The 13,556-nt window shown below is 45.3% G+C and carries 16 protein-coding genes, 1 tRNA gene, 1 pseudogene and 1 riboswitch; of the genes and pseudogenes, 6 read left to right on the forward strand and 12 right to left on the reverse strand.

What is annotated here, in order from left to right:
• Positions 1–153 precede the first annotated feature (153 nt).
• Positions 154–420 (forward strand): hypothetical protein, encoded by a 267-nt coding sequence (locus ACFQZT_RS31775; RefSeq protein ID WP_379306889.1) that lies wholly within the window; start codon positions 154–156, stop codon positions 418–420.
• 23 nt (positions 421–443) lie between these two features.
• Here the strand turns inward: ACFQZT_RS31775 and ACFQZT_RS31780 are convergent, their stop codons facing one another.
• Both ACFQZT_RS31780 and ACFQZT_RS31785 read right to left on the reverse strand, forming a co-directional pair.
• Positions 444–845, reverse strand: coding sequence for a hypothetical protein (locus ACFQZT_RS31780; protein WP_379306891.1), 402 nt, complete (start codon positions 843–845; stop codon positions 444–446).
• Between the two features lie 66 nt (positions 846–911).
• On the reverse strand, positions 912–2,735 hold the full coding sequence (locus ACFQZT_RS31785) for an ABC transporter substrate-binding protein (RefSeq protein WP_379306893.1): 1,824 nt from the start codon (positions 2,733–2,735) through the stop codon (positions 912–914).
• 112 nt (positions 2,736–2,847) lie between these two features.
• Here ACFQZT_RS31785 and ACFQZT_RS31790 point away from each other — a divergent pair, with 112 nt between their 5' ends.
• Positions 2,848–2,997 (forward strand): hypothetical protein, encoded by a 150-nt coding sequence (locus ACFQZT_RS31790; RefSeq protein WP_379306895.1) that lies wholly within the window; start codon positions 2,848–2,850, stop codon positions 2,995–2,997.
• Here the strand turns inward: ACFQZT_RS31790 and ACFQZT_RS31795 are convergent.
• Complete coding sequence (locus ACFQZT_RS31795; RefSeq protein WP_379306897.1) at positions 2,975–3,487, reverse strand: VanZ family protein; 513 nt, start codon at positions 3,485–3,487, stop codon at positions 2,975–2,977. The two genes, ACFQZT_RS31790 and ACFQZT_RS31795, sit on opposite strands and share 23 nt — an antisense overlap.
• Positions 3,488–3,500: 13 nt before the next feature.
• A complete protein-coding gene (locus ACFQZT_RS31800; protein WP_379306899.1) occupies positions 3,501–3,788 on the reverse strand; it encodes a hypothetical protein in 288 nt (95 codons plus the stop codon).
• A 198-nt stretch (positions 3,789–3,986) separates the two neighbouring features.
• Between ACFQZT_RS31800 and ACFQZT_RS31805 the strand changes: the two genes are divergently transcribed.
• A tRNA-Ala gene (locus ACFQZT_RS31805) sits at positions 3,987–4,059 on the forward strand.
• Between the two features lie 791 nt (positions 4,060–4,850).
• Here the strand turns inward: ACFQZT_RS31805 and ACFQZT_RS31810 are convergent.
• Positions 4,851–5,255, reverse strand: coding sequence for a winged helix-turn-helix transcriptional regulator (locus ACFQZT_RS31810; protein WP_379306901.1), 405 nt, complete (start codon positions 5,253–5,255; stop codon positions 4,851–4,853).
• A 294-nt stretch (positions 5,256–5,549) separates the two neighbouring features.
• Between ACFQZT_RS31810 and ahlS the strand changes: the two are divergent.
• Positions 5,550–6,391: pseudogene (gene ahlS, locus ACFQZT_RS31815) on the forward strand (AhlS family quorum-quenching N-acyl homoserine lactonase).
• A gap of 88 nt (positions 6,392–6,479) precedes the next feature.
• Here the strand turns inward: ahlS and ACFQZT_RS31820 are convergent.
• A complete protein-coding gene (locus ACFQZT_RS31820) occupies positions 6,480–7,367 on the reverse strand; it encodes a fructose bisphosphate aldolase (RefSeq protein ID WP_379306903.1) in 888 nt (295 codons plus the stop codon).
• 716 nt (positions 7,368–8,083) lie between these two features.
• On the reverse strand, positions 8,084–8,317 hold the full coding sequence (locus ACFQZT_RS31825) for a hypothetical protein (RefSeq protein WP_379306905.1): 234 nt from the start codon (positions 8,315–8,317) through the stop codon (positions 8,084–8,086).
• Positions 8,318–8,546: 229 nt separating this feature from the next.
• On the opposite strand from ACFQZT_RS31825, the gene ACFQZT_RS31830 reads away from it, so the two are divergent.
• A complete protein-coding gene (locus tag ACFQZT_RS31830) occupies positions 8,547–8,717 on the forward strand; it encodes a hypothetical protein (RefSeq protein WP_379306907.1) in 171 nt (56 codons plus the stop codon).
• Between the two features lie 391 nt (positions 8,718–9,108).
• Here the strand turns inward: ACFQZT_RS31830 and ACFQZT_RS31835 are convergent, their stop codons facing one another.
• Both ACFQZT_RS31835 and nrdR read right to left on the reverse strand, forming a co-directional pair.
• Positions 9,109–10,059 (reverse strand): DMT family transporter, encoded by a 951-nt coding sequence (locus ACFQZT_RS31835; RefSeq protein ID WP_379307027.1) that lies wholly within the window; start codon positions 10,057–10,059, stop codon positions 9,109–9,111.
• 179 nt (positions 10,060–10,238) lie between these two features.
• Positions 10,239–10,386: riboswitch (FMN riboswitch) on the reverse strand.
• A gap of 308 nt (positions 10,387–10,694) precedes the next feature.
• On the reverse strand, positions 10,695–11,174 hold the full coding sequence (gene nrdR, locus ACFQZT_RS31840; RefSeq protein ID WP_379306909.1) for a transcriptional regulator NrdR: 480 nt from the start codon (positions 11,172–11,174) through the stop codon (positions 10,695–10,697).
• Positions 11,175–11,282: 108 nt separating this feature from the next.
• Here nrdR and ACFQZT_RS31845 point away from each other — a divergent pair, with 108 nt between their 5' ends.
• Positions 11,283–11,507: an alpha/beta-type small acid-soluble spore protein gene (locus ACFQZT_RS31845; RefSeq protein WP_379306910.1), complete on the forward strand. Its 225-nt coding sequence runs from the start codon at positions 11,283–11,285 to the stop codon at positions 11,505–11,507.
• A 64-nt stretch (positions 11,508–11,571) separates the two neighbouring features.
• Here the strand turns inward: ACFQZT_RS31845 and ACFQZT_RS31850 are convergent, their stop codons facing one another.
• The 3 genes from ACFQZT_RS31850 to ytaF are packed head-to-tail and all read right to left on the reverse strand — an operon-like array spanning position 11,572 to position 13,516.
• Positions 11,572–12,177, reverse strand: a complete 606-nt coding sequence (locus ACFQZT_RS31850; RefSeq protein WP_379306912.1) for a lytic transglycosylase domain-containing protein — start codon at positions 12,175–12,177, stop codon at positions 11,572–11,574.
• Complete coding sequence (gene coaE, locus ACFQZT_RS31855; protein WP_379306914.1) at positions 12,174–12,770, reverse strand: dephospho-CoA kinase; 597 nt, start codon at positions 12,768–12,770, stop codon at positions 12,174–12,176. The genes ACFQZT_RS31850 and coaE overlap by 4 nt, the downstream gene beginning before the upstream one ends.
• A 53-nt stretch (positions 12,771–12,823) precedes the next feature.
• Positions 12,824–13,516 (reverse strand): sporulation membrane protein YtaF, encoded by a 693-nt coding sequence (gene ytaF, locus ACFQZT_RS31860; protein ID WP_379306916.1) that lies wholly within the window; start codon positions 13,514–13,516, stop codon positions 12,824–12,826.
• Positions 13,517–13,556: the final 40 nt, after the last annotated feature.

Below are 13,556 nucleotides of genomic sequence, written 5' to 3' on the forward strand. Positions count from 1 at the left end.
CGATGCATACAATAAGCGAGTTATTGAGCCTCCCCTATACTACCATAATTTACATGCTTTGGTCATCAATGAAAAAAGCCGCCGGTTAATTCCATGCGACTCATTCGAGATTTTGCTCTAGTAATGCTATAATGAAAAGAAAAGGGAGTTATCATGATGAACGATCCGCGTAAAGAAGTTTGGCTAAAAAGGAAGCAACTTGGACGATCGAACTATCTAATCCGTTTTGGACTGCTGCCTTGGGGCCTGGGGCTCACTGTTCTTTTCAGTTTTATTGAATTCCTAAGTTTTCACGATATCAACTTGGTTTGGATTCCGATCCGACTGATCGTCTTTGCATTCGTCGGTTTTTTCGTGGCTAATGCCCGTTGGCAGTCGATGGAACGCCGATATGAGCCTACCATGTACAAACGATCCTAGAGGGTCGTTTTTTTCGTATAGGTCTAGTGCAGATAAGATTGCTCCCGGGTATCCTCCGTATGGAACAATGATGCTTTGCGCAGCAGCTTAAAATGTTCAGCCAACTCTTGGCGGATCTTGCCGAAATTCAATATGCCTTCCTTAAACTCCTCACGTTTGGCCCAAATCGTCTCTCCCGCCTCGTTTTGAAACAATTCCTCGGAAACATCTTCAAACGCTTTGTGCAAATGATTATCGTACCAGTCGATTGCGCCTGTCACATCTTTCCGAAACACATGGGTCATGTCAAAATCATTATCATTCGATTCTGTGAACTCCGCAAGAAAAACGTCTTTAGTGCCTTTTACCTTCACTTCTATATCTGCACATTGAACATCATTTCGCTCAATAAATCCTTTAATTTCCGCATGCTTGATTGCAGTCATACTGGAGCCCTCCTTATTAACGATCAAAGTGGTAATAGGAAGTATCTCCAAGATTGTTACCTTTTATCAGCGATTCGGCGCAAACCAGATCTTGCGAAAATCGACCCAACCCAGATCGTTTATACTGACTCCTTTTACGGAAGCATGGTAAGTCGTCTGCATAGATCGATGCAAAATGAATAAAAACGCTTTTTCTTCCTGCAGTACATCAACCATCTGATTCAGCCTATCAATGCGTTCCTGTTGATTGGGATTTGCCAGAAGCAGATCAATTTCTTCGTCAATCCATGCGGTGCGGCGATCACTCATATGCGCGCGTACGTAACTGTTAGATTGTTTAAGCGTCTGTATGATGTGAAGATCGTAATCGCTTTCCATCATGATGTGATACAAGATAAGATCGGCTGCGGTGACGGTTTCCAGCTTCATCATATCGGATTTACTTTGAGGGAACAGCTCAATGTTAATGCCGACTTTTGCACACTGTATACAAATCCAATCTGCATCCTCATTCTTTTCGGAATAGATGTACATGCTTACTTTCTCGCCGGAGTATCCCATATCGTCCAGTAACTTTTTAGCTTCAGCAAGATCCGTTTGATAGGGTTGGTTGTTCGCTCGTTCGATTCCCGGTATAAAACTACTGGCCGGCGCTTCCCTTAAGCCTCCAAGCTCAAGAATCAAGCGTTCCCTGTCGATAACAAGATCGACTGCTTTACGAAATAGGGGATGCTGCTGCGGCCCTTGCTTTTTCATATTAAAGGTTAATAAACTGCAGCCAAGGACGGATTGTTCGATCTGGTGCCATTCGGAATCTTTACCTACGGCTCCCACAGGTTTTCTGGAGTCAGACGGATCGAAAAGCACCTGTACCATATCCCAGCTCGGACCCACTTCGCATAAATCCTGCGGCAGCAGCCAAATCTCCACTTGATCCAGATGCGGTCTCACGCCAAAATAGCTGTCAAACGCGCGAAGCTTTAATATATAGTCATCATTGCGTTCCAAACGAAAGGGTCCCGTTCCTATCGGTAATCGAGCAAACATCGCTTCGTTGTCCCGACAAATTTCTTCAGGAACAATAGCTAGCGACGCATCAGCCAACTGCTGCAGGAAAAGCACGTTAGGGCGCTTCAGTTCGATGGCAATCGCATTACGGTGAAGGACCGTAATAGCCTCAATGCCGTCTGCGAGCCATCCGTGGCTAGCCGTAGTTCCGATTTCTCCGAGCCTTGAAAAAGAGTAGCAAACATCGTTTGCCGTCATCTCTCTCCCGTGATGGAATAAGACACCTTTCCGCAAATAAAACGTATAATGTAAACCGTCTTCACTGATTTCCCAGTAATGAGCCAAATGCGGCTCAACCGCCATGGTCTTGGAATTGTATTGAACCAACGTATCAAAAATCTGATTGATTAAATGACAATCGAACGCATAAAAAGAATGTGCCGGATCCAGCTTAACCAGCCATTTATAAACGGGGAAACGCAGCGTATCCTTATACCGCTCTTCATGTTCTACCGCACGATAACCGAAATTACTAAACAACCATTCAATAAAAGAATCCTGCAGCGACTCTCCCTTGCCTAACTGATGAATCAGCTCGATAGCGCCTTTGTAATCCCCACGTCCGGCTAGCTCCATGGCCTGCTTCGATATCATATCCTCGGCCGACACATGAAAAGTCAATTCTGAAGCATTGCCCCTGCCCCGTCCGGGCTTCCAGCTGATCCATTCTTGTTCCGCCATTTTCTTAAGCAGCAGCTTGACATTGCGGGTCGTACAGTACAGCTTATCCGCTAATTCCTCTAAGGTTACACGCTGTGCTTGATTCTCAACTCCGTGTTCAAAGCCGGCACGAAGCTCTAAATAATGGGTCAAAAGCTGCATCGCTGCCTCCGTTCATAAAAGGGGAAATTAATAAAGAAAATTATACTCTTTTTGTTCCCCTTATTCTAGATGTATGCTAAGAGCAACAGGAAATGAAAGGAAGGTGATATGGATGCAACCCACAGATATTTATTTATCGGAAAAATTGATGCAATGGCAGCAGCAAGAGCTGGAAAGAGAAGCGCGCGAGCTATGGAAATGGAAATCGTTCAAGCAGCGCAAGGTCTATGTAATGTTATCTAGTTTCTTCCTCTTCGTCTAATCCATTTTCTAATGCCTAGGCAGATCAGGACGAATAATATGGCAAATGCAACACCAATGGTATCCACACCAACATCAATTGCATGACCGGTTCTACCGGGTACAAAAGTTTGATGCCATTCATCCGTAATCGCGTAAAGCACAGATATCAACGAGGAGGTGAGCAGTGCCATGATGACATTCAGCCGTTTGGCCAGTAAGGCCAATGACCAAAGCAGGGCAAGGATAGCGTATTCGCTAACATGCCCTGCTTTTCTTATGAAGAATTCGATTAACCCAATCGGATCCTGCCATGATACTAGATCGTGATCATAAGTAAACTCCCAATGCGGGAGACTCTTCGATAATTTCATTCCCTCAAACCACGACGATAATAGCGGACGCAGGCTTTGCTGCTGGTACGTTTCCGCTGATTTGAAAAAAATAACCGCCATCCAGATGAGGGCAGCGGCCAAAAACAAATAGAAACGAATCGAAGACGCTTGGCGCATAACATCAATCTCCTTAGGGATTCAATTTCTTATGAATACTGAATAAAGCGAAAAATTCCAGAACCATTAAATTTACACAAGACACTCCGTAAAAAGCCATGCCGAACATCATTCGGAACCCCTCTGCACTTACCGATTTCCACCATAAAACAGCAGCAACCGTCAAAATCACATTGAAAGCCGTCGATATCCAAAACGAGAATGCCAGTCGATTCGTTCTCCGCATCAACCACACGCCCATCATAAAAGGCAGCGCAAAAGCCAACCCCAAGAAAATCCAGTACAGCACATTGTTCGACACTTCCGGTCACTCCCAAACGAGAACTTTTTATTCTATTAGGTTAGCATGAATGTCTGCTTGAAACAACGTTTGCTAGTGTTTGTAACAGAATCGTCCACAGCAATCGAGCATGAATTTAGCAACATAAATTTTTATTTGCCCAGGGCTTGCTCAATCGGCATTATTCATGTATAATACGAAAAGTCGACGTTAATTCGCGGGGCCTTAGCTCAGCTGGGAGAGCGCATCGCTGGCAGCGATGAGGTCAGGGGTTCGATCCCCCTAGGCTCCATAAAAAAGAAGCACTGCAACCTTTAGGTTGTGGTGCTTCTTTTTTATGGCCTAGGGCTGGAGCGAACCCCTGGTGGGGTTCAGTCCGTGCACAAGGAGCTTAATTGTACCCGGGGCCCCCGCAAAGTAATAGGAGTAAGCTTCAACGCTTGGCTTCACTTTGTGGGGTAAGAAAACGGAGTCTGAATCTACCGCTAAAAGTCCTCGTCAATACGCTTCGTCAGCCTTTAAATCAAAGATTCGGACATCCCCCTAGGCTCCACCAAATTTATCGTGACTTTGGTGCAAATAAGTAAACCAAGGTCAAAGAGCCGGGCTGGACTTATCCTTGTCCGGCTATATGTAATTTCCGCTCCCTAGTTACGCCTTTCCCGCGCGCCAGCGTATAAAGGCGATCTGCAACGTTGGTTTCCATCGTTGCAGGAGTAGGATCATCATCGTATCGTGGCCGCAACGATGTTTTACATCGCTGTGCGGGGGAGTTCCCGCGCGCCAGCGAAAGATCAAAAGACTGTCCTCAGTCATCTACGATGACTTTCGGGGACAGACTGTTGTATCAAGGTTTTTCGAATTAGGTATTACTTTAAGCAGGTGTGGTGTTTCTTCCGTCATATTTTTTCGTTTGATCCTAACACTGAGATGCGGTGCACACAATATGTCCGAAGCCAGCATCGTTTTTCTCGATAAAAAATAATCGCCTTGCTCTTATTCAAAAGGGCAGGGCAATTATTTTGCTTTGGTTCAACGAAGAGGGCTCGTTCCGCGCAATAGTCGTCACGTTGATCGTAATTTTCAATTTGCTGAGGACTGAGTCTCCTTACTGTAAGTTAGATCAGAATTTGCTCTTGCCGCCTCGACATGCAAGTAATTTTCCCTTCCCCACTGTCTTAGCTCTCTCATCGGCTGAAGTAAACTTTCCCCCAAAGGGGTGAGTGAATATTCGACGGCTGGGGGCACGGTTGGTGTAATATGGCGCTTAACCAGTCCATTCCATTCCAGCTTTCGCACCGTTTGAGTGAGCATTTTTTTGGAAATGCCCTCGATTCTTCTTTCCATTTCTCCGTATCGAATGCTTCCGTTTTCCAATGCATAAATGACGAGTGCCGTCCATTTATTGGAAATAATTTCAAGAACTTTGCTATAGCCGCACACCGCCAACGAGATGTCGGGTTGTTTTGTTTTGGCTGAAGATGTCAAATGATCTCCCTCCTTTGCACTTCGAAGTTCCCAGGACACCTTAAAGTGCCTACTTACATAAGTTTAGTTTATTTATTATTGTATGTCTATACCACCGGTGGAGCAACAATGGATATTCACTTTGCGATTATGATCCTTCACAATGCCAAGAGTGGATTCTTATTTTTTGTTTCGCCCGTGCACTCACAAGAAACGGAGTGAAGGCTATGCACGCCAACAACGCCTCATAAGCCGGCAAAGTTGAACATGAACAGCAATCAGACAAAAACTATAATTTCATGGGAGGAAATGAACATGCCGAATATTATTAAAGCCCGCCCTAAGCTCTATGTAATGGATAACGGTCGTATGAGTATGGATAAAAACTGGATGATCGCCATGCATAATCCCGCTACGGTCAGTAATCCTAATGCACCGACACAGTTCGTGGAATTTCCGATTTATACGGTATTGATCGATCATGCGGAAGGAAAAATTTTGTTCGATACGGCTTGCAACCCGAACTCGATGGGCGTCGAAGGGCGATGGGCCGAATCCACCCAGCAGGCGTTCCCTTGGGTGGCGAGCGAGGAATGTTACCTGCATAACCGGTTGGATCAGCTCCATGTTAGACCTGAGGAAATCAAGTACGTCGTTGCCTCTCATTTGCATCTGGACCATGCCGGGTGCCTGGAGATGTTCACGAATGCTACGATTATCGTCCATGAAGATGAGCTGAACGGCACGCTGCAAAGCTATGCACGCAACGATAAAGAAGGAGCCTACGTTTGGGCGGACATTGATGCTTGGATCAAAAACCACTTGCAGTGGCAGACCGTCAAACGCAATGAAGACAACTGGCTGAAGGCATCAAGATTATTAACTTTGGCAGCGGCCATGCTTGGGGCATGTTAGGCTTGCACATTGAAATGCCGGAAGCAGGCGGGATCATCCTTGCTTCCGATACCATCTATACGGCTGAGAGTTATGGTCCACCCGTCAAGCCGCCGGGCATTATATACGATTCAATCGGCTACCGGAACGCGATTGAGAAAATCCGCACGCTCGCTGCCCGAACGAATTCCCAAGTGTGGTTCGGGCATGATGCGAATCAATTCAAACAATTCCGCAAATCAACGGAAGGATACTACGAATAAGTAGGTCGTAAGAAAGAATCCGCAACCATCATGGTTTGCGGATTTTTTTGTTAAGGAGCCACAGGGAGAGAACCCCGGCAGGAACCTTTTATATAATGGAAGCTTCATAAATGTTCTGAATGGATTTGGCCAGCATCGCGTTGAATTCATCGTCGGTTTGTCCATCGGTTAGTCCCTCTGATAAGGCACGTGAGAAACTGGCGATCAGTCCGTGATTATGCGCCAGCTTTTCGTTGGCTTCCGCTTGCGTGTAACCGCCTGACAAAGCCACAATCCGTACAACATGCGGATCCTCCATTAATTCACTGTAGAAATTTTCTTCCGTCGGTATGGAAAGTTTAAGCATGATCTTTACGTCTTTGCTCAGGTTGGATAATTGAGCGAAAATTTCGTCCTTTAGCAGTTTTTCCGATGTTGCCTTATCCGCGCTGTAGATGTCAACTTCCGGTTCAATAATCGGAACCAGTCCCATCTCTACGATTTGGTTACCGATCGCAAACTGTTGCTCAACGACTTTTTTAATTCCGGCAGGATTGGCTTCCTTAATCAGCGAGCGCATTTTCGTCCCGAAGATGTTTCGCTCAGCCGCCCGCTTCAGAAGGTCGTTTAAGCCGGGGATCGGCTTCATTAGCTGAACCCCGCCTTCAAGATCGGCGAGTCCTTGATCGACTTTCAGAAAAGGCACGATGCCTTTCTTCTCCCAGAGATAATCGGCGGTAAATTGCCCGTCAATGAATCGATCCATTGTGTTCTCAAATAAGATCGCCCCCAAAATGTACCGAGAATCAAAGGCGGAACTTTTTATAATACGCGTTCTCATCTCGTGAACCAATTCATACATCTCTTCTTCATTGGAATATCTGTTTTCTTTAATGCCGTATTGCAGCAGAGCTTTAGGCGTACTTCCGCCACTTTGGTCTAACGCTGCTATAAAGCCCTTTCCCGTATGGATTCGATCCAATTGCTTTGTATTCATGAATGTTTCTCCTTCCCTCTCGTGGAATGATTGGACTCTCGAATCCTTTTATTATAGCACTTTTAAACCGTAATAAATCCATTAGCCCCAAATTTTGCAAACATTTTGCGTACCCTATTGAGTAAACATTATTCGTCTAATTGTTGCATTTTTGTGTATTTTCAGACAGAAACCAACAAAGAATCCTGTTAAGCTTGATTTATCATATAAAAGGTGGGGTTATTATGGTCCAAGTGATATGGGTACTTATTGTGATCCTTTTCTTGTTGGGCGCTTCCATTCATGACGGCCATAATGATCCACACGACAGTTAAGCTTATAACAAAACGAAGAAACCGCGCTATCTCCGTCTACAGTGATTGACGAGCATCCTCCTTATACTTTTGAATAAATCAACTAAAAATGTTCCAACATAAGCTTGTAATTCTTGTAAAGGAGTGACCGAGCTGGAACAACCCGAAAAGCATGAGCCAACAATCGCACCAGGTATGAATATGCATGATCCACTTGAAGAGAAAGCGACCGAAGAGGAAATTGAGAAAGGTGACTCTACTACAGTAACTCGCCTTTACTTGGATCGAACATCCGAGGATTAGGAATGTAATCTCGTTTCCTTCTCCGAAATGTATCTTGTAAGAAGAGGGAAAACCTCTTCTTTTTTTCATTTATTCCTCTGGTGCGACGATCGAAACGGCTTGTTGGACACTAAGCCCAATTCAGTAAAGGCAAGCATCCATCTCCTTTTTAGATGCATAGGTTGTTGTATCATTTCGTTGGAGGCGATTATTCAATGAGTTATTCCCCACAAACACATTATTATCATCCACACCATCCTCATCCTCACCACATGCACCCGCATTATCACCATATGCACCCGTATCATCCCCATTATCATATGCATATGCATCATCCGCATCACCATCATCCGATAGCCATTTATCCGGTTCCATATCCGCACCCGCATCACTATCCAACTACGTATCAAGGAAGGTAAGGTGGACAGTTACAAACAGGTCTCTGACATGGTGAATATCAAGGATAACAACCACCTATGCTGCACTGCTCTACCTAACCCCCGCTCATAAACAGGACTCAAATTGTTCAATTGTGCTGAATAATCCTCCTCGATTGGCAAATACTATAGGTCGTTATAATTTCAAAATCTGGAGGAGCTGTACAATGAAACACATCGTTAGAGATCATGTGGCAAGTGAAGCGGGTATATCAGAATTTCAAGCTGAGAAGGCCGTTGAGGCTGTAGTAGATTATTTCAAAACCAGACTTTCAGTTGATGTTAACAACGAAATACAAGGTGTCTTAAATGGCGTAGATCGCCATGAAAATGACTAACTCCCGTTAAAGGGAGTTTTTCTTTTTTTCATAGCTTGGCCAGGGATTTGCTCATAAACTTACCGGAACTGCATATAATGTATGGCTTGAATCCCCCATTGTGAGGTGTTGCCAGGTGTTCCGAATTTACGTCATTGACAGTGACGAAAGAACGATTGAGCTATCTTTCAAAGATTCGAAGGAATTATATAGATTTGCAGACGTTTTTATTGATCATGGCTACAAAGTACTCATCGAAAAAGATAATCAACATGAAGCTTTCCAGATGGAGAGGCATACCACGGAGGATTCGCTAATAAACGAATGAATTTTATCCGTTTTGTAAATAAATGAAAAAATCCCTGTCTTGTTGTTGCATTACTGCAGCAAAACAGGGATTTTTTGCAGACAATTATGAACTTTTCAGACTAGCGGTTGCCGAATCGTCTCCCTTGCCGCGGCTCATCAACCATAAGGTGAACCAGATAAGGAGAAATCCGAGCAGTTGTCCAAGTGTCAAAGGCTGGTGGAATACAATCCAATTAATCAGCACACCGACTGCAGGGAAAGCAAGTTCAGCCAACGTAGCAAAAAAAGCTTTCGTCGATGATAAACCTTTATAATAGAGCAGCATGCTCAGCAACCCTGGAAAAAACGCCTGAAACAGCAGATTCACGGCCAACAACGCAAGCCCGCCGGATGTGCCTTTCAGTTGCCAAGCGTCACCACTGGCCAAAAGAACAATGGTCAATAGGGGGATCGCCAGCAAAAATCGCAGCGAAGTGACGACTGGGAAATCCAATTTCTTCTGGAGCAGAAATTTCCCCATGACCGTAGATCCTCCCCACAAGCTTGCTGCGAGAATCGAGAACAAACAGCTCAGTGTCCCCAAATTCTTGAAACCAAGGGCAGGTGATGCAAAACCGAATGTCAACAAATACGTACCTAACAGAGCTGCAAGGATATAGAGAAAAAACTTGGAAGGCAAAGCCTCTTTAAGCATCAATCTAGCTAAAATAATTGCGAATAAGGGCTGCAGCTTTTGAAGCAATAGGATTGCATTCGCACTGCCATGGGCAAAAGCGGAAGTAAATAAGATGGTTGCAATGGCAGAGCCGCCCCACGAGATGAAGAGCAGAGCCCCGATGACGGCTAACGTTAGCTTGCCGGTTAAGGTTCGGCGGTGTTTAATCAATACAGGCAGAGCATAACAAGCTAGTAACAGATGCTCAATGAAGACGATCTGAGCGGATGTGAAGCTTTTAAGCAACAGGATTCGGAATAACGGATCCAGTCCCCATAACGTAGCTCCAAGCGCAATATACCAGATTCCGTTCATTCCCGCGATTCGCGATGATTTCATTGCCAAACTCTTGCTTTTAAAATTTACTGCATTATCCAATTCAAAAACCTCCAATGTGTTTTGCTTTTGCAAAACAAGTTTTGAATTGAACCTTCTGAAAGAAACAATGCCCCCGCTAGACATTCAACGGGGGCATTGACAAACAGACCTGTTAAAAATGTTATTTTTAACAAGCTGCTCTTCACCTTCTCCCATCCGGACTATAACCGTCGGCCTTGGAGTTTCACCAAGTCAGTCCCAGCCTTGTGAGCCGGGAGTCGCGGGCTTGAGATACACGTAAGTATCTTCACCGCCGGTAGGGAATTACACCCTGCCCCGAAGATTCAATTATGAAATTGTGTTGTAAACACTTACTTTATACAAGTAACGTTAAAATAGATATTAGCACCATAAATTGAAAAATGCAAGGATTTTTCATAGAGGCTCTTGAGCATGCTATGGAAAGATGGTTATCATCGTAACACACATGTGGGGATGTTGTCGCTAACGATATTTTTCATCTTTACAGATGAGTTGATGGAGGATTGACGGGTTTTCGCACCGTGCATGGCCTTGTGCCTTGTATATGTAGAACAAAACTAAAAAGCCGTCTTTCTCGTTGCCATGACGAGCAAGACGGCTTTTATTGCGACGATTTATTTGTCTCGGATCGGACCTGAATCATCTTTACCTAAGATTTGCGTTAATTCTTTCAAGAACATGTTAATATCCTTGAATTGCCGGTAAACCGAAGCAAAGCGAATGTAAGCCACTTCATCAACCGGGTACAATTGCTCCATGACGAGCTCGCCGATGGCCAAGCTGTCTACTTCCGCATGAGCGGTGTTGCGAAGCTGCATTTCCACTTCTGAGACAATGACCTCCAGCCGCTCCATCGATACGGGTCGTTTTTCGCAAGCACGAATCAAACCTCGCAGTACTTTCTCTCGACTAAATTCTTCCCGACTGCCGTCCTTCTTAATCACGATGAGCGGTGTTTCTTCCACCATCTCGAATGTCGTGAACCGGCGCGCGCATTTCTCGCACTCTCGGCGGCGGCGAATCGACTTGTTTTCGTTTGCAGATCGGGAATCGAGCACTTTCGTACCGTTATAGTCACAGAACGGACATCTCATTCGCTCTCTTCTCTCCTTTCTTTCCTGGCGTATTACCAGATGTTACTTGTTATGATCCATACAGAAACGCACATAATACAGTTACCAACGACAAGGAGGTGAACAGACATGGGCGCAGGACAATCCCGCAGCAACAATGTTTTAGTTGTTCCTCAAGCTAATGCAGCGTTGGACCAGTTGAAATACGAGGTAGCACAAGAACTGGGTATCGCTATCCCTCAGGATGGATACATGGGTAATATGGCTACTCGTGATGCTGGTGCAATCGGTGGTAACATTACTCGTCGCCTGGTGCAAATTGCAGAGCAATCCCTGGCTGGTCAATTCAAGTAATCTTGAATCCTAACCTCTGATTTCTGCAAACAAGAAGTATTGGACTTTACGCTCCGTTAAGGAGCTAGTCCAATGCTTCTTTGTTTTGGGCTCGAGCTTGATCATTCCACTGCTCCCCATACAGCTTCGTATACTTTTCATAATAATATAACACTCGCTGTACATAATGCCGCGTCTCGCCAAACGGAATTTGGCTGATATTGGCTTCTGTACCGTCCCAAATTTCATTTTGCTTCCATTTATTCACATTACCCTGGCCGGCATTATAAGCGGCGATCGCATAAATCAAATTCCCGCTATAATGTTTGGTTAGCCAATTCAAATACCAGGCACCAAGGTTGATGTTGACTTCCGCATTACGCAAATCTTCCTGTGATTGAGGCCCTAAATTGCCGGATTCCACGATCCACGCAGCCGTTTCCGGCATAAGCTGCATGAGGCCGATAGCCCCTTTATGCGATTCCAAATGAACCTTATAATTCGTTTCAACCCTAATAATGGCTGCAATCAAAAATGGGTCTATATGATGTTTCGCCGCGCTTTGGCGGATTTCCTTCTCGAAGTAAATGGGATACAGTTTTCTTCCGATAAATGTACTATTCATGAACAGGATCAGGACAAAACAGATCAGCAGAAGAGCGAAAACCCGCTTCTTGCGAAAAAATGTCATGAAAGCCCCTTCCTTATCCAAAACTGGTCGATCAATAGGCTTGTCTCTTCCCTAGTTCCACTATTATCAATCACAATATCGGCCAGCTCGCGCTTTTCTTCGATCGACATTTGGGCGGCTAGCCTTTCCTGTGCAGACACCTCTGTTAGACCGTCACGCTGAATAAGTCTTGCGAGCTGCACGTCTCTAGGTACATATACAACCATTACTTCTTGAAACATCGCAACGAGGCCGGATTCGTACAGCAGCGGCACATCGACAACAACCAATTTCTCCGGGTGTTCACGCTCCGCCGTTTCCATCTGTGCTCGCATCAACGCACGGATCGGCGGATGAAGCAAATTTTCCAATTGTTTGCGCGCTGACGCATCTGCAAAGACGATCTCGCCAAGTTTTTTGCGGTTCAAAGATCCATCCGGATGTAGAACCGCTTGTCCAAAATGCCCAGCAACCCTTTCCAGAACAGGGCTGCCGGGCTCAACAACATCGCGGGCTAATTGGTCCGCATCAACTAATATGGCGCCGCGGCTGACCAGCATAGCACTTACCGTACTTTTGCCGCAAGCGATACCTCCAGTTAACCCGATATTCATAAGGGGAGCTCCTTCGTGTTTTCCGCCAGGAAAACGATCATCGTCAGCTTACGTTAGAACATTTTCATAATACCCATCAAAATCAAGACACATCCCGGAAGAACCGACAGCTTCTTCATCCAATTCATCTCCGCATAGCGGAAACCGATGCGGAGTCCGATGGCGATGAACGTACCGCTGGATAAAGCAATAACCGATGCCGTCAATAAAGGAACGAATCCAATCAGAGCAGCTCCTATGCCGGCACCAAATGCATCTAATGAAAGCGCCAAGCCAAGTAGCGTAGCTTCAGAGGCCGAAATGTTGCCCGAGCGGTCCACGTCCGCAATGGAGGGCGTCCGCAAAATTTGGATGACAAGACCGAATCGTTTTAATTCGATATTCAAAATCTCTTTCGTCCTCTGGAGCGTATCCAGCGAATGTACCTGGAGTTCGCCCGTCTGTTTGGAATCGTCCATGTCCTGGGCTTCATGAGCCTTTTGCTGCCTCATCTGCACCAATGCCCAAATGCCGATCCCAATAAGAATCAAAGCGCCTATGCGTTTGGCAACCATCGGACTCATGAATGAAGACATCAAGACTCCGATTTGCATGGAGGCAAATATAATAATTCCCGACCAAAGCGAAATAATGCCGATGGAGAGGAACGGAATTCGGATTTTGCGCAGGCCATACATGACACCGACACCGAATCCGTCCAAAGAGACAGCAAACGCGAGAATAAGCAAAGAAACGGCAGGAAGCATAAAACCCCTCCTAAGAGTTATGCACCAGGTTCTACACACA

Origin of the sequence: Paenibacillus sp. GCM10027628, assembly GCF_042676385.1 — a bacterium.
In the GTDB taxonomy this organism is placed as follows: domain Bacteria; phylum Bacillota; class Bacilli; order Paenibacillales; family NBRC-103111; genus Paenibacillus_E.